General features: G+C 71.2%; 13 protein-coding genes. 10 read left to right on the forward strand and 3 right to left on the reverse strand.

Annotated features, from left to right (window positions below):
- Positions 1–14 precede the first annotated feature (14 nt).
- The 5 genes from AB8A24_RS22020 (at position 15) to AB8A24_RS22040 (ending at position 5,323) form a co-directional block, all read left to right on the forward strand.
- Positions 15–1,334: a sensor histidine kinase gene (locus AB8A24_RS22020; RefSeq protein ID WP_328962331.1), complete on the forward strand. Its 1,320-nt coding sequence runs from the start codon at positions 15–17 to the stop codon at positions 1,332–1,334.
- Positions 1,331–2,002: a response regulator transcription factor gene (locus AB8A24_RS22025; RefSeq protein ID WP_030383691.1), complete on the forward strand. Its 672-nt coding sequence runs from the start codon at positions 1,331–1,333 to the stop codon at positions 2,000–2,002. Before AB8A24_RS22020 ends, AB8A24_RS22025 begins: the two co-directional genes overlap by 4 nt.
- An 89-nt stretch (positions 2,003–2,091) precedes the next feature.
- The gene (locus tag AB8A24_RS22030) at positions 2,092–3,429 is read left to right on the forward strand and encodes a histidine kinase (RefSeq protein WP_328962332.1); all 1,338 of its coding nucleotides are present in this window, start codon (positions 2,092–2,094) and stop codon (positions 3,427–3,429) included.
- Complete coding sequence (locus AB8A24_RS22035) at positions 3,426–4,085, forward strand: response regulator transcription factor (RefSeq protein WP_266382547.1); 660 nt, start codon at positions 3,426–3,428, stop codon at positions 4,083–4,085. The genes AB8A24_RS22030 and AB8A24_RS22035 overlap by 4 nt, the downstream gene beginning before the upstream one ends.
- Positions 4,086–4,114: 29 nt before the next feature.
- The gene (locus AB8A24_RS22040; RefSeq protein WP_369477242.1) at positions 4,115–5,323 is read left to right on the forward strand and encodes a cytochrome P450; all 1,209 of its coding nucleotides are present in this window, start codon (positions 4,115–4,117) and stop codon (positions 5,321–5,323) included.
- Positions 5,324–5,348: 25 nt separating this feature from the next.
- Here AB8A24_RS22040 and AB8A24_RS22045 read toward each other — a convergent pair whose 3' ends face one another.
- Entirely contained in the window at positions 5,349–6,932 is a 1,584-nt protein-coding gene (locus AB8A24_RS22045) for an ABC transporter permease (protein WP_369477244.1), read from the reverse strand.
- Entirely contained in the window at positions 6,929–7,822 is an 894-nt protein-coding gene (locus AB8A24_RS22050; RefSeq protein ID WP_328962335.1) for an ABC transporter ATP-binding protein, read from the reverse strand. The genes AB8A24_RS22045 and AB8A24_RS22050 overlap by 4 nt, the downstream gene beginning before the upstream one ends.
- A 72-nt stretch (positions 7,823–7,894) precedes the next feature.
- Here AB8A24_RS22050 and AB8A24_RS22055 point away from each other — a divergent pair, with 72 nt between their 5' ends.
- The 4 genes from AB8A24_RS22055 to AB8A24_RS22070 all read left to right on the forward strand — a co-directional run bounded on the left by AB8A24_RS22055 (position 7,895) and on the right by AB8A24_RS22070 (position 11,883).
- Entirely contained in the window at positions 7,895–8,473 is a 579-nt protein-coding gene (locus tag AB8A24_RS22055; protein WP_328962336.1) for a MarR family transcriptional regulator, read from the forward strand.
- Between the two features lie 81 nt (positions 8,474–8,554).
- The gene (locus AB8A24_RS22060) at positions 8,555–8,974 is read left to right on the forward strand and encodes a helix-turn-helix domain-containing protein (protein ID WP_266486308.1); all 420 of its coding nucleotides are present in this window, start codon (positions 8,555–8,557) and stop codon (positions 8,972–8,974) included.
- Positions 8,975–8,984: 10 nt separating this feature from the next.
- Positions 8,985–9,401, forward strand: a complete 417-nt coding sequence (locus tag AB8A24_RS22065; RefSeq protein WP_030726511.1) for a VOC family protein — start codon at positions 8,985–8,987, stop codon at positions 9,399–9,401.
- A 67-nt stretch (positions 9,402–9,468) separates the two neighbouring features.
- Complete coding sequence (locus AB8A24_RS22070; protein WP_328962337.1) at positions 9,469–11,883, forward strand: excinuclease ABC subunit UvrA; 2,415 nt, start codon at positions 9,469–9,471, stop codon at positions 11,881–11,883.
- 215 nt (positions 11,884–12,098) lie between these two features.
- Here the strand turns inward: AB8A24_RS22070 and AB8A24_RS22075 are convergent, their stop codons facing one another.
- The gene (locus tag AB8A24_RS22075; protein ID WP_328962338.1) at positions 12,099–12,932 is read right to left on the reverse strand and encodes a diacylglycerol kinase; all 834 of its coding nucleotides are present in this window, start codon (positions 12,930–12,932) and stop codon (positions 12,099–12,101) included.
- Positions 12,933–13,116: 184 nt separating this feature from the next.
- Here AB8A24_RS22075 and AB8A24_RS22080 point away from each other — a divergent pair, with 184 nt between their 5' ends.
- Positions 13,117–14,400: an adenylosuccinate synthase gene (locus AB8A24_RS22080; protein ID WP_030726520.1), complete on the forward strand. Its 1,284-nt coding sequence runs from the start codon at positions 13,117–13,119 to the stop codon at positions 14,398–14,400.
- Positions 14,401–14,625: the final 225 nt, after the last annotated feature.

Raw genomic sequence — 14,625 nt, forward strand, 5'->3', positions numbered from 1 at the left:
TTAGCCTGGACGGCGTGAACCAGCAGACCGAGCCCCCCGCCGCCGAAGTCCGCACCCGCCTGCCGCGCGGCCTGGTCCGGGAGTTGCTCACCCTGCGGCCGGACCCCCTGCCGAAGATGTCGCGGCCGCGCTGGCTGGCCTGGCTGCCGCATGTGGTCCTCGGCTACGTGGCCATTCCCTGCGGCGTCCTCACGGGGATGCAGCTGAACGACCATTACGGGGTGCTCGGTTCGGCCGTGCTCGGGCTGTCGCTGCTGACCTTCGCGTCCGTCGTGCTCAGCATGTTCCGGCCGATCGCCGCCTGGTGGCTCGGGCTCGTCACCTCGGGCCTGGTCGCCTGGGCCATCCACGACCACGTCGGGCAGGGACAGTCCTGGCCCTGGACGCCCGCCGGGCCGTTCACGCTCGCGCCCGTGCTCCTGATGGTCGCTCTGCGGGTGCCGCCCCGGGTGACCGTCTCGGTCATCGGCATCACGCTCACCCTCAACGGACTGGCCGACGTCCTCCTCAGGCCGCCGCGGAGCCAGACGATCATTGCCGGCGCGGCTCTCGTCTTCGGGTTCGTGGGGATCCTCGGCTACGCGCTTCGGGCCACCCGCCTCGCCCGCGGCAAACTCGTGGAGCAGGAGACCCTCACCGAGGAGGAGCGGGCCCGGCGCACCCTGCTGGAGGAGCGCAGCCGGATCGCCCGCGAACTGCACGACGTCGTCGCCCACCACATGTCGGTGATCTCCATCCAGGCGCAGGTCGCCCCGCACCTGGTGGAGAACCCGTCGGAGGAGCTCAAGGAGAATCTGGCCGGCATCCGGGAGAACGCGTTGGAGGCGCTGACGGAGCTGCGGCGGGTGCTGGGCGTGCTGCGGTCGGAGCAGCCCGACGATCCCGCGAACCCCCATCATCCGCAGCCCACCCTCGGCGAGCTGGACGGCCTCGTGGACAACGTGCGGGGGGCCGGGCTGGACGTCACGACCGAGATCGCGGGGATACGGCGGCCGCTGACCCCGGGCGTGGAACTCACCGCGTACCGGATCGTGCAGGAGGCGCTGAGCAACGCGCTGCGCCACGCGCCCGGTTCGCGGGTGGAGGTCGGTATCGCGTACGGGCCGCGTGATCTGCACCTGTGCGTCGCGAACAGCGCGCCGACCCGGTCGGCCCCGCCCTCGCCCGGAGCGGGGCACGGGCTGCTGGGGATGCGGGAGCGGGCAGGCATGCTGGGGGGCGAACTGGCCGCCGGCCCGCGCCCCGACGGGGGGTACGAGGTGAGCGCCGTACTCCCGATGGATCCGCAGGACCTGCCGGCGGTCCCCGCCCCCGAGACGAAGAAGGCCTCATGAGCACCCCGATCAAGGTGATGATCGCCGACGACCAGATGATGGTCCGGCAGGGCTTCACCGTGCTTCTGAACGCGCAGCCCGACATAGAGGTCGTGGGGCAGGCGGTGGACGGGGCGGACGCGGTGGCGAAGGTCGCCGAGCTGGCTCCGGACGTGGTGCTGATGGACATCCGCATGCCGGGGATGGGTGGGATCGAGGCCACGTCCGTCATCACGGCGGTTCCGGACGCCGCTGTGAAGGTGCTGGTGCTGACCACCTTCGATCTCGACGAGTACGTGTACGAGGCGCTGCGTGCCGGGGCCTCCGGATTCCTGCTCAAGGACGCGTCGGCCGACCAGCTCGCCGAGGCGGTGCGGGTGGTGGCGGCCGGGGAGGCGCTGCTCTCGCCGAACATCACGAAGCGGCTGATCACGGAGTTCTCCCGGCTGGGGGCGCCGCGTGCGCCGTCGCGGGCGCGGATCGAGGCACTGACCGAGCGGGAGACGGAGGTGCTGTCGCTGATCGCCCAGGGCCTGTCGAACGCCGAGATCTCGGAGCACCTGGTGCTGGCCGAGCAGACGGTGAAGACACATGTGAGCCGGATCCTGGTGAAGCTGGGTCTGCGGGACCGTACCCAGGCCGCGGTGTTCGCGTACGAGACGGGCCTGATCCGTCCGACGGGCTACTGAGCGAACCCGGGTAGTACTTGAGAGGGACCTCGGGAAATCCCCATCAGCGGCGACGCGGACGAGGGCGGTACGGACCTACGGTGGTGTGCATGACCGAGACGACCACCGGGGGGACATCCCGGGCACCTGAGTTCCGACTGGCATCTGAGGTGATCGCGACCCTGCGCCGGGATCTCGTCACCGATGCCTTCGCCTACCGGCCGCTGCCGCCGGCGGACACCTCCGGGGGTTTCGTGCGCCGGCTTCCCGGGGTGCTGCGCCGGTACGCGCCGTGGCGGCGGCACGCGGCGGTGGGGTTCCTGGCCTTCCTGGTCGGGACGATATCGCTCAACACGCAGTCGGCCGCCTGGGGTGACCTGGGGCCAATCGCGATGACGTTGCTGACGGCGGCGCCGGTCCTGATGACGCTGGTGCGGCCGGTCGGCGCGTGGTGGGCGGCCATCGCGATGACGGTGCTGACGGCCGGCATCGGGGGTGGCATCAACTGGCCCTGGACCGATGGCAGTTTCTTCGCGTACATCGTGGTCATGTTCCTCGTCACGCTGCGGACCGGGCCCCGGGTGGCGGCCTGGATGTGGACGCTCACCCTCCTGCTGGGAACGGGGATCTCCCTCGTGTTCAACGGCCGATGGGGCTCGAACATGCCGGAGATGGCACTGACCTCGGCCTTCGCCCTGGTGATCGCCGGCAGCATCCAGATACGCCGGGACGCGAAGGCAGAGGTGAGCGCGCAGCAGGAGGTCACGGCCGTCGAGCGGGACAGGCGGACGCTGCTGGAGGAGCGGACCACGATCGCCCGGGAGTTGCACGATGTGGTGGCCCATCACATGTCGGTGGTGGCGATCCAGGCGGAGGCCGCGCCGTACCGGGTGAAGAACCCGCCGCCGGAGCTGGAGGCGGCGTTCGTCACCATCCGGGAGAACGCGGTGGCGGCCCTGACGGAGCTGCGGCGGGTGCTGGGTGTGGTGCGCTCCGCGGACTACGAGGCCCCGGACGCGCCGCAGCCCACGCTGGCCTCGCTGGAGGGGCTGTTGGCCAATGTGCGGGAGGCCGGCCTGAGCGTGGCGAAGACGATCACGGGCTCGGTGCGGGAACTGCCGCAGGGTGTGGAGCTGTCGGCGTACCGGATCGTCCAGGAGGCCCTGAGCAACACGCTGCGGCACGCGCCGGGGGCGGCGGCCGAGGTGGAGGTCTCGTATGTGCTGGGTGGCCTGGGCATACGGATCGTCAACGACCGGGCGACCGGGGACGCGCGGCCCTCGCCGGGGGCCGGACACGGGATCACCGGCATGCGGGAGCGGGTGGCCATGCTGGAGGGCGAGATGACGGCCGGCCGGACGGCGGCGGGCGGGTACGAGGTGGCGGTGTTCATACCGGTGCCCCACCGTGCCGAGCCGGCGGCGGAGCCGAAGGAGGGAACGGTATGACGATCAGGGTGTTGATCGTCGACGACCAGGTGATGGTGCGCGAGGGGTTCTCCGTCCTGCTGAACGCGATGGACGGCATCGAGGTGGTCGGGGAGGCGGTCGACGGCCGGGAGGCCATCGAGCAGGTGGCGGCGCTGCGGCCGGACGTGGTGCTGATGGACATCCGGATGCCGCGGATGAACGGGCTGGAGGCCACACGGGAGATCGTGGCCGCCGACACGGACGCGAAGGTGCTGGTCCTGACGACCTTCGACCTCGACGAGTACGTGTACCAGGCGCTGCGGGCCGGGGCCTCCGGGTTCCTGCTCAAGGACGCCTCGGCTCGTCAGTTGGCGGATGGGGTAAGGGTGGTGGCGGCCGGGGAAGCCCTGCTGGCGCCGTCGGTGACCAAGCGGCTGATCGTGGAGTTCTCGAAGATCTCCGAGGCCCGCAAGCTCGCCGACCCGACGGGTACGGGGGAGCTGACGGAGCGGGAGACGGAGGTGCTGGTACTGATCGCGCAGGGGCTGTCCAATGCGGAGATAGCCGACCGGCTGGTCGTCGCCGAGTCCACCATCAAGACCCATGTGAGCCGGATCCTGGTGAAGCTGGGCCTGCGGGACCGGACCCAGGCGGCGGTGTACGCGTACGAGACCCGCTTGGTGACACCCGCCTGATCGGGCTCGGCTGCCTTTAGGGTGCGGGGATGGGCTTTGATCCGTGGGATGCCGCGTTCGTCGCCGATCCGTATCCGGCGTACCGGGAGTTGCGGGAGCAGGGGCGGGCCATGTGGTGGGAAGCCACCGGGCAGTGGTTGGTGCCGCACTACGCCGATGTGAGTGCGCTGCTGCGGGACCGGCGGCTGGGGCGGACCTATCTCCACCGTTTCTCGCACGAGGAGTTCGGCCGGCAGGCGCCGCCACCGGAGCACGAGCCCTTCCACGTGCTCAACGGCAACGGCCTGCTGGACCTGGAGGATCCCGCGCACGCGCGGGTGCGCGGGCTGGTGGCGAAGGCCTTCACCCCGCGGACGGTGGAGCGGCTCGTGCCCGCCGTGCGGCGGCTGGCGGGGGAGTTGGTGGGGCGGCTGCGCGCGGACGGGGGCGGGGATCTGCTCACCGTCGTCGCCGAGCCGTTGCCGGTGGCGGTGATCGCGGAGCTGCTGGGTGTGCCCGAGGCGGACCGGGGGCTGCTGCGGCCCTGGTCGGCGGACATCTGCGGGATGTTCGAGCTCCGGCCGGACGAGGAGACGGCGCGGCGCGCGGTGCGGGCGAGCGTCGAGTTCAGCGCGTACCTCCGCGGGCTGATCGCGGAGCGGCGAAGCCGCCCCGGGGAGGATTTGATCTCCGGGCTGATCGCCGCTCACGATGAGGAGGGGCGGCTCAGCGAACAGGAGATGATCTCCACCTGTGTGCTCCTGCTGAACGCCGGGCACGAGGCCACCGTCAACACGACCGTCAACGGGTGGTGGGCGCTGTTCCGCAATCCCGCGCAGCTCGCCGCGCTCCGTGAGAGCCACGATCCCGAAAAGTTGTCCACAGCTGTGGATGAACTCATGCGGTACGACACTCCCCTGCAGATGTTCGAACGCTGGGTGCTCGACGACATCCGGATCGGTGACACCGTCATCCCTCGCGGCGCCGAGGTCGCGCTGCTCTTCGGGTCCGCGAATCGGGATCCCGCGCGCTTCGAGGATCCCGACGCGCTGGACCTCGGCCGGGCCGACAATCCGCACCTGACCTTCGGGGCCGGGATCCACTACTGCCTCGGAGCGCCCCTGGCGCGGCGGGAGTTGGAGGCTTCGTTCGGTGCGCTGCTGGCGGACGGCGTCCCGCCGCTGCGGCTCGTCGAGGAGCCGCGGTGGCGGGACGGGTATGTCATCCGGGGGCTGGAGGAACTGCTGGTGGAGTTCTAGATCCCGGGACCGCGCCGGCCGCCGCCTACGCGATCATGTCGCGGCGGCGCAGGGCGCCGAGGCCCGCCGCCGTCAGGGCCACCGCCAGGGCGGTCAGGGCCAGGAGCGGGGCCGCGTCCAGGTCCTGCGCTCCCGGGAGCCGGGGCAGGTGGGCGAAGGGCGAGAGGTTCAGGACGGCCTGCGGGAGGTTGAGCGCCGGGCCGACCCAGCCCAGGGCCAGCGCGCCCCCGGCCACCGCCCAGGCGGCCGCCGCGTACTGCGGGACCGCGCCGTGGAGCAGCGCCGCCAGCGCCCCGATCAGCCACACCGCCGGGAGCTGGGCGAGGGTGGCGCCGATGGCCGCGCCCGGCTCCCGGCCGTGGCCGATGCCGAGACCGAGGCCCGCCAGCAGCAGGATCAGGGCCGAGCCGCCGAAGGCCACGGCCAGGTGGCCGCCGGCCCAGCGCAGTCGGCCGACCGCGTTCGCGAGCAGCGGCTCCGCGCGCTGCCCCGACTCCTCACCGGCCAGGCGCAGCACCGACGAGACGGCGTACAGGGCGGCGACCATGCCGAACATGCCGGCCATCGTGGCGAGGAAGGCGTCGGTGAGCGCGCCCGATCCGCCCTGCCCGCCCATCCGTTCGATGATCTCGCGGGTCCGATCGTTGTCGCCGACGAGGTCCGCGGCGCCGTCCGCCATCCCTCCGAAGACGACACCGGCGATCAGGAAACCCGCGCTCCAGCCCAGTACGCTGCCGCGCTGCAGCCGCCAGGCCAGCGCGCCCGCCGTCCCCAGGCGCCCCTCGGCCGGCCCCGGCCGGGACGGCAGGAAGCTCATGCCCAGGTCACGCCGCCCGGCCAGCACGTACGCGGCGCCCGTCTGCGCCGCGACGGCGGCGACGAACAGGAGGAGCACCCACCAGCGTTCGGCGGCGAAGGCCCGTACGTTCTCCACCCAGCCGAGCGGCGAGGACCAGGTCAGGGCCGAGCGCCCGCCGCCTGTACCGGCGTCGCCCGCCGCCTTCAGGACGAAGGCGGCGCCGAGCACGGCGGCCGCGATCCCCTTGGCGGCGCGGGCGCTCTCGGTCAGCTGGGCGGCGATGGCGGCCGTGCAGGCGAAGAACGTCCCGGTGGCCGCGACGGCCAGGCCGAGGGCGACCGCACCGGGGGCGCCCTGCCCCGCGAGACCGCCCGTCACGAGCAAGGCGACGCAGGCGTTGGCCACGAGGGCGGCGAGCAGGGCGGCGGTCAGCGGGGCCCGCCGCCCCACCATCGCGGCGGACAGCAGTTCCTGACGGCCCGTCTCCTCCTCCTCGCGGGTGTGCCGGACGACGATGATCAGGCTCATGGCGGCCGCGAGGACGGCGCCGTAGACGCCGGCCCGCCAGGCGGTCAGACCGCCGAGGGAATCACCGAAGACCGGTCCGTACAGGGCGCGCATCGAGCTGTTGACGTTCATCGAGGCGGCGATCCGGGCGCGTTCGGCGGCGGTGGCGTACACACTGCCCAGCGAGCCGGGCATGCTCACCAGCATGAGCGTGGTGACCAGGACCCACACCGGCATCATCACGCGGTCGCGGCGCAGCGCGAGCCGCAGCAGCACCCCGGTTCCGGCCAGTTGGTTCTTCATCGGGACGCCTCTTCGGTGTAGTGGCGCAGGAAGAGCTCTTCGAGGGTGGGCGGGGTCGAGGTCAGCGAGCGCACCCCCGACCCGGTGAGGGAGCGCAGTACGGCGTCCAGCTTGTCGGTGTCGGCCTGGAGGCGGACCTTGTGCCCCTGCACCTGGACGTCGTACACGCCCGGCAGGTGCGCGAGGCCGTTCGGCGGGCCGGCCAGCTCGGCGCTGATCGACGTGCGGGTGAGGTGGCGGAGTTCGGCGAGGGTGCCGGTCTCCACGGTGCGGCCCTTGCGGATGATGCTGACCCGGTCGCAGAGGGTCTCGACCTCGCTGAGGATGTGCGAGCTGAGCAGGATGGTGCGGCCGGCGGCGCGCGCCTCGGTGACGCAGCTCTGGAAGACCTCCTCCATCAGCGGGTCGAGGCCGGAGGTGGGTTCGTCGAGGACGAGCAGTTCGACGTCGGAGGCGAAGGCGGCGACGAGGGCGACCTTCTGCCGGTTGCCCTTGGAGTACGTGCGCCCCTTCTTGGTGGGGTCCAGCTCGAACCGTTCGACGAGTTCGGCGCGCCGGGTCCGGTCGAGGCCGCCGCGGAGGCGTCCGTAGAGGTCTATGACCTCGCCGCCGGAGAGGTTGCGCCACAGGGTGACGTCGCCGGGGACGTAGGCGACGCGGCGGTGGAGGGCGACCGCGTCGGCCCAGGGGTCGCCGCCGAGGAGCTCGGCGGTGCCGGAGTCGGCGCGCAGCAGGCCCAACAGGACCCGGATGGTGGTGGACTTGCCGGCGCCGTTGGGGCCGAGGAAGCCGTGGACCTCGCCGGTGGTGACCGAGAGGTCGAGTCCGTCCAGTGCGCGAGTGCGGCCGAACGCCTTGTGGAGGCCGGCAACGCTGATTGCCTTCGTCATGCTTCCGAACGTACGTTACTTTCACAAATTTGTGAAGCTTGAGAATCTCAGGAATCGCGTAAAGTCACGAAGGTGGCAGATGACATGGTGAACGTGGACGCGGGGACCGATACGGAGACCGGTATCAGCATCGGTGCCGGTGCCGGTGCCGATACCGGTGCCGGTACGGGCACCGGTACCCGGGACGGCGACGCCGTCTCCCGCTTCGTCGAGCGATTCGCGGCGCAGCTGACCGAGGCCGGAATGCAGCGCATGGCCGCGCGCGTCTTCGCCCAGCTGCTGGCCAGCGACGGCGGCGCGATGACCTCGGCGGAGCTGGGCGAGGCCCTGCGGATCAGCCCGGCCGCCGTATCGGGCGCCGTGTCCTACCTGACCCAGGTCAACATGGTCAGCCGCGAGCGCGAACCGGGCTCACGCCGCGACCGCTACGTCCTGCACAACGAGCTCTGGTACGAGACCTTCACGCGCCGCGACCAGGTCCTGACCCTGTGGGAGAAGACGCTGCGCGAGGGCGCCGCCACCCTTGGCACGGACTCGCCCGCCGGGGCGCGCGTCGCCGAGACGGCGGCCTTCTTCGAGTTCATGCAGGGCGAGATGCTGGGGCTGATGGACCGCTGGCGGGTCCACAAGGCGGCGATCGGCCTCGGCTGATCCGCCCGGGCGCGCGGTGATCGAATCCGGAAGCACCGATACCCGCAGACGGGACACCTCCTGCGTGCCATGCTGGAACGCATGAACCTGGAGGACCTGGTACGGCTGCGCCGCGCCCGGGACATGATGGACCGCGAGTACGCGGAGCCGCTGGACGTTCAGGCACTCGCGAACGTCGCCCTCATGTCGCCGGGACACTTCTCCCGCAGCTTCCGCGCCGCCTTCGGGGAAACCCCGTACAGCTACCTCATGACCCGCCGCGTCGAACGTGCGAAGGCGCTGCTGCGCCGCGGCGACATGAGCGTGACGGACGTCTGCTTCGCCGTCGGATGTACCTCGCTGGGGTCCTTCAGCTCGCGCTTCACCGAGCTCGTCGGCGAGACCCCCAGCGCCTACCGGGCCCGCAACCACGACGACGGCGCGGCGATCCCGGCGTGCGTCGCCAAGATCCTCACGCGACCGGTCAGGATCGGAGAAGCGAAATCCGCACCCTCCTCGTAGCGTCGACGGCATGGACATCAACCTCTCGCAGTGCTTCATCGCAGTCGACGACCACGACAAGGCGCTCGCCTTCTACCGCGACATCCTCGGCCTGGAGGTCCGCAACGACGTCGGATTCGAGGGGATGCGCTGGGTGACCGTCGCCTCCCCCACCCAGCCGGACGTGGAGATCGTCCTCGAACCGCCGCTCGCCGACCCCGGCGCCTCGGCCGCCGACCGGCAGGCCATGGCGGAGTTGCTGGCCAAGGGCCTGCTGCGCGGCGTGATCTTCTCCACCGACGACGTCGACGCCACCTTCGAACACATCCGGGCCGCCGGCGGGGAGGTGCTGCAGGAGCCGGTCGACCAGCCGTACGGCGTCCGCGACTGCGCCTTCCGCGACCCGGCGGGCAACATGCTCCGCTTCAACCAGCCCCGCAAGCACTGAGGACCGACTGCCTCAGGAGTCCGCGCAGGAGTCCGAGCAGACGGCCCGTCCGAGAGATGGAGACACGATGAGCAGGGCCACCGAGCCGGACTCCCGCCCCAGCGAACCTCAGGCACCGCAGGCACCGCACGCTGCCGACAGCCACGGTCTGATCCGCGTGCACGGCGCGCGCGTGAACAACCTCAAGGACGTCAGCATCGAGATCCCCAAGCGCCGCCTGACGGTGTTCACCGGAGTCTCCGGTTCGGGCAAGAGCTCGCTGGTGTTCGACACGATCGCCGCCGAGTCCCAGCGGATGATCAACGAGACCTACAGCACCTTCGTCCAGGGCTTCATGCCCACGCTGGCCCGCCCCGAGGTCGACGTACTCGACGGACTCACCACCGCGATCACCGTCGACCAGCAGCGCATGGGTGGCGACCCCCGTTCCACGGTCGGCACCGCCACCGACGCCAACGCGATGCTGCGCATCCTCTTCAGCCGGCTCGGCAAGCCGCACATCGGCCCGCCCAGCGCCTACTCCTTCAACGTCGCCTCCGTCCGGGCCAGCGGCGGCATCACGGTCGAGCGCGGCGCCGCCAAGACCAAGACCGTGAAGGCGACCTTCTCCCGCACCGGCGGCATGTGCGTGCGCTGCGAGGGCCGCGGCTCGGTCTCCGACATCGACCTCACCCAGCTCTACGACGACTCCAAGTCGCTCGCCGAGGGCGCGTTCACCATCCCCGGCTGGAAGTCCGACAGCTTCTGGACCGTGCGCGTCTACGCCGAGTCGGGCTTCCTCGACCCGAACAAGCCGATCGCGAAGTTCACCAAGAAGGAGATGCAGGACTTCCTCTACCGGGAGCCCACCAAGGTCAAGGTCGAGGGCGTCAACCTCACCTACGAGGGCCTCATCCCCAAGATCCAGAAGTCCTTCCTGTCCAAGGACAAGGAAGCGATGCAGCCGCACATCCGGGCCTTCGTGGAGCGGGCCGTCACCTTCACCGTCTGTCCCGAGTGCGAGGGCACCCGGCTCAGCGAGGGCGCCCGGTCCTCGAAGATCAAGAAGATCAGCATCGCCGACGCCTGCACCATGCAGATCAGCGACCTCGCGGAGTGGGTACGCGGCCTCGACGAGCCCTCGGTGGCCCCGCTGCTCACCGCACTGCAGCTGACCCTCGACTCGTTCGTGGAGATCGGCCTCGGCTACCTCTCGCTCGACCGGGCCTCGGGCACCCTGTCCGGCGGCGAGGCGCAGCGCGTCAAGATGATCCGCCACCTCGGCTCCTCGCTCACCGACGTCACCTACGTCTTCGACGAGCCCACCATCGGTCTGCACCCGCACGACATCCAGCGCATGAACGACCTGCTCCTGCGGCTGCGCGACAAGGGCAACACCGTGCTCGTCGTGGAGCACAAGCCGGAGACGATCGCGATCGCCGACCACGTCGTCGACATCGGCCCCGGCGCGGGCAGCGCCGGCGGCACCATCTGCTACGAGGGCACCGTCGAGGGGCTGCGCTCCGGCGGCACCATCACCGGCCGCCACCTCGACGACCGGGCCGAGCTCAAGCCATCGGTACGCAAGCCCACCGGCGCGCTGGAGATCCGCGGGGCCACCGCGAACAACCTGCGCGACGTCGACGTCGACATCCCGCTCGGGGTGCTCACGGTCGTCACCGGCGTCGCCGGGTCCGGCAAGAGCTCGCTGCTGCACAAGTCGCTCTCCCCGGACGCGGAGGTCGTCTCCATCGACCAGGGCGCGATCCGCGGTTCGCGCCGGAGCAACCCGGCGACCTACACCGGGCTGCTCGACCCGATCCGCAAGGCGTTCGCCAAGGTCAACGGGGTGAAGCCAGCCCTGTTCAGCGCGAACTCCGAGGGCGCCTGCCCGAACTGCAACGGCGCCGGGGTCATCTACACCGACCTGGCGATGATGGCCGGTGTCTCGACCACCTGTGAGGAGTGCGAGGGGAAGCGGTTCGACGCGTCGGTGCTGGAGTACCACCTCGCCGGCCGCGACATCAGCGAGGTGCTCGCCATGTCGGTGACCGAGGCCGAGGAGTTCTTCGGCTCGGGCGAGGCGCACACGCCCGCCGCGCACCGCATCCTCACCCGCCTCGCCGACGTCGGACTGGGCTACCTCAGCCTCGGCCAGCCCCTGACCACGCTGTCCGGCGGCGAGCGGCAGCGGCTGAAGCTGGCCACCCACATGGCGGAGAAGGGCGGGGTCTACGTACTCGACGAGCCGACCACCGGCCTGCACCTCGCCGACGTGGAGCAGCTGCTCGGCCTGCTCGACCGGCTGGTGGACTCCGGGAAGTCGGTCGTCGTCATCGAGCACCACCAGGCGGTCATGGCGCACGCCGACTGGATCATCGACCTCGGTCCCGGCGCCGGACACGACGGCGGCCTGATCGTCTTCGAGGGCACCCCCGCCGACCTGGTGGAAGACCGCTCCACCCTCACCGGCGAGCACCTCGCGGCGTACGTCGGCGCCTGACCCCGCGGCGCCTGACCCCGCGGCGTCCGGCCCCGCGGCGCCCGGCCCCTCGGCGCCGGAGGGCCGGGCCCGGACGCCTCCCCGGACCCCTGACCGCTGCGGTGGCAGGGGCCCGGGCGGCTGCCCGGCGTGGTCGGCGGACGTACGCGTACCCGCCGGGTCCGGCCCGTCGAGTGCATCGGGTGCGTCGGGCGTACCCGATGCACCCGGTGTGGTCACCTGGGCACGGTGAGCGTCCACGCTCCCGGACGCAGGGTCCACGTACGGCGACGGACCGGGCCCGTCAGCGCAGCGTCGGCGCGGTAGCGGAAGTCCGCGCCCGACACCGTCACCGTCTTCGCCCGGGCCGTGACCGTCGATTCGGCGGAGCTTCCGCCGCCCGTCCGGACCACGACCTCCGCCGCACCGCCGTCGTCCCGGGTGCGAACCGAGACGTCCTCCACGGGTCGGTCCACGTCCGCGAGCAGCACCCCGTCGGCCTCGACCCGCAGCCGGTGCCGACTCGTGGCCGCGCCGCCGGCCGCAGCCACCGGCCGGACCAGCGTCCGGACCAGCGAGCGGTACGCGCTCCACACCGACGGCCCGGCGGGCCGCGGGATCCCGTGCACCGGCGGAATCCTCAGCGCGCCGAGCACCACCCCGTCGCTGTCGTCGACCAGCAGGTCACAGCTCCGCACCGCCCCGTCGAGGACGGCCCGGGCGGCGGTGACGGCCGACAGCGGCACGCCGAGGGACCGCGCCAGCCCCAGTGAGCCCACCGGGCCCACCGGGACCAGCGCCAGCGGTCCCTCTCCCAGCCCGCGCTCCCGGTGCAGCAGCCCCACGGCGCGCACCAGGGCCCGGTCGTCACCGACGATCACCAGCCGTCGATGACCCCGGCGGGCAAGAGCCCGCGCAAATTCCTCCTGCGAATCCGGGAGGCAGATTTTCGCTGCCGCGCCCGCTGACAACACATCCTTCGCGATCCGCACGGACTCGCCGTCAAGACGGCGGGCGACCGGGTCGACGAGCACGAGCAGGCCGCCTACCGGCGCGCCCGCTTGGCTCATGGTGGGCTCTGGAGCCGACACCTCGGTCCTTCCTCGGGTAGCATCTTTGTGCAAGAGGCCCTTGCGCTATTGCGCCAGGGCCTTCGTCTATTCCGGGGTACCGGTCCGACGGCTCAGCCTGCGGTGTACATCGTCGTACGCCCCCTGACCTTGGACATGCCCCATCCGGAAGAGGTGTACGCCTGTGCCCGCTCTTGTGCTGCTCGGAGCTCAGTGGGGTGACGAGGGCAAGGGAAAGGCCACCGACCTGCTCGGTGGATCCGTTGACTATGTGGTGCGCTACCAGGGCGGCAACAATGCCGGCCACACGGTCGTCGTAGGCGACCAGAAGTACGCGCTGCACCTTCTCCCTTCCGGCATCCTCTCCCCCGGATGCACCCCGGTCATCGGTAACGGTGTCGTCGTCGACCCGGCCGTCCTGCTCTCCGAGCTGCGCGGCCTCAACGAGCGCGGCATCGACACCTCCAAGCTGCTCCTCAGCGGCAACGCGCACCTGATCACGCCGTACAACGTCACCCTCGACAAGGTCGGCGAGCGCTTCCTCGGCAAGCGCAAGATCGGTACCACCGGTCGCGGCATCGGCCCGACCTACGCGGACAAGATCAACCGCATCGGCATCCGCGTCCAGGACCTCTACGACGAGTCGATCCTCATCCAGAAGGTCGAAGCGGCGCTGGAGGGCAAGAACCAGCTCCTCGCGAAGCTCTACAACCGCCGCGCGATCGACGCCGCCCAGATCGTCGAGGAGATGCTCCAGTACGCGGAGCAGATCAAGCCGTACGTCGCCGACACCACGCTGATCCTCAACAACGCGCTGGACGAGGACAAGGTCGTGCTGTTCGAGGGCGGCCAGGGCACCCTGCTCGACGTCGACCACGGCACCTATCCCTTCGTCACCTCGTCCAACCCGACCGCCGGCGGCGCCTGCACCGGCACCGGCGTGGGCCCGACGAAGATCAGCCGCGTCATCGGCATCCTCAAGGCCTACACGACCCGAGTCGGCGCGGGCCCGTTCCCGACCGAGCTGTTCGACCAGGACGGCGAGGACCTGCGCCGCATCGGCGGCGAGCGCGGCGTGACCACCGGACGTGACCGCCGCTGCGGTTGGTTCGACGCGCCGATCGCACGTTACGCCACCCGTGTGAACGGCCTCACCGACTTCTTCCTCACGAAGCTGGACGTACTGACCGGCTGGGAGCAGATCCCGGTCTGCGTCGCGTACGAGATCGACGGCAAGCGCGTCGAGGAGCTGCCGTACTCGCAGACCGATTTCCACCACGCGAAGCCGATCTACGAATACCTCCCCGGCTGGTCCGAGGACATCACCAAGGCCAAGACCTTCGAGGAGCTCCCGGCGAACGCCCAGGCGTACGTCAAGGCCCTGGAAGAGATGTCGGGCGCCCCGATCTCCGCGATCGGCGTCGGCCCCGGCCGTACCGAGACGATCGAGATCAACTCGTTCCTCTAGGAGACCCGGTCCCCCCGGAGGGGCGGCAGGCGCACCCCGCGCCCGCCGCCCCTCCGGCGTTCCCGGGACGGCGCGGGACGGCCCCTGGCGCCCTCCAGCCCGCCCCGCACGGCCGGGAGGGGCTCACCGACGAGCAGTGGGGCTGAGGCCCCCTAGGCCGTCTCTTCCGGATCTTGCCGGGCCCGGCCCGCCCGGCACGGCACCTCGCCGCGTTGTCGGGACACC

It is taken from the genome of Streptomyces sp. BF23-19, from assembly GCF_041106355.1.
GTDB classification, from domain to species: Bacteria; Actinomycetota; Actinomycetes; order Streptomycetales; family Streptomycetaceae; genus Streptomyces; species Streptomyces virginiae_A.

Excerpts from the sequence above, each read along its gene's own strand:
- AB8A24_RS22025 (WP_030383691.1), top strand. The coding sequence starts at position 1,331 with ATGAGCACCCCGATCAAGGTGATGATCGCCGACGACCAGATGATGGTC.
- AB8A24_RS22030 (WP_328962332.1), top strand. The coding sequence starts at position 2,092 with ATGACCGAGACGACCACCGGGGGGACATCCCGGGCACCTGAGTTCCGA.
- AB8A24_RS22035 (WP_266382547.1), top strand. The coding sequence starts at position 3,426 with ATGACGATCAGGGTGTTGATCGTCGACGACCAGGTGATGGTGCGCGAG.
- AB8A24_RS22040 (WP_369477242.1), top strand. The coding sequence starts at position 4,115 with ATGGGCTTTGATCCGTGGGATGCCGCGTTCGTCGCCGATCCGTATCCG.
- AB8A24_RS22045 (WP_369477244.1), bottom strand. The coding sequence starts at position 6,932 with ATGAAGAACCAACTGGCCGGAACCGGGGTGCTGCTGCGGCTCGCGCTG.
- AB8A24_RS22050 (WP_328962335.1), bottom strand. The coding sequence starts at position 7,822 with ATGACGAAGGCAATCAGCGTTGCCGGCCTCCACAAGGCGTTCGGCCGC.
- AB8A24_RS22060 (WP_266486308.1), top strand. The coding sequence starts at position 8,555 with ATGAACCTGGAGGACCTGGTACGGCTGCGCCGCGCCCGGGACATGATG.
- AB8A24_RS22065 (WP_030726511.1), top strand. The coding sequence starts at position 8,985 with ATGGACATCAACCTCTCGCAGTGCTTCATCGCAGTCGACGACCACGAC.
- AB8A24_RS22070 (WP_328962337.1), top strand. The coding sequence starts at position 9,469 with ATGAGCAGGGCCACCGAGCCGGACTCCCGCCCCAGCGAACCTCAGGCA.
- AB8A24_RS22075 (WP_328962338.1), bottom strand. The coding sequence starts at position 12,932 with ATGAGCCAAGCGGGCGCGCCGGTAGGCGGCCTGCTCGTGCTCGTCGAC.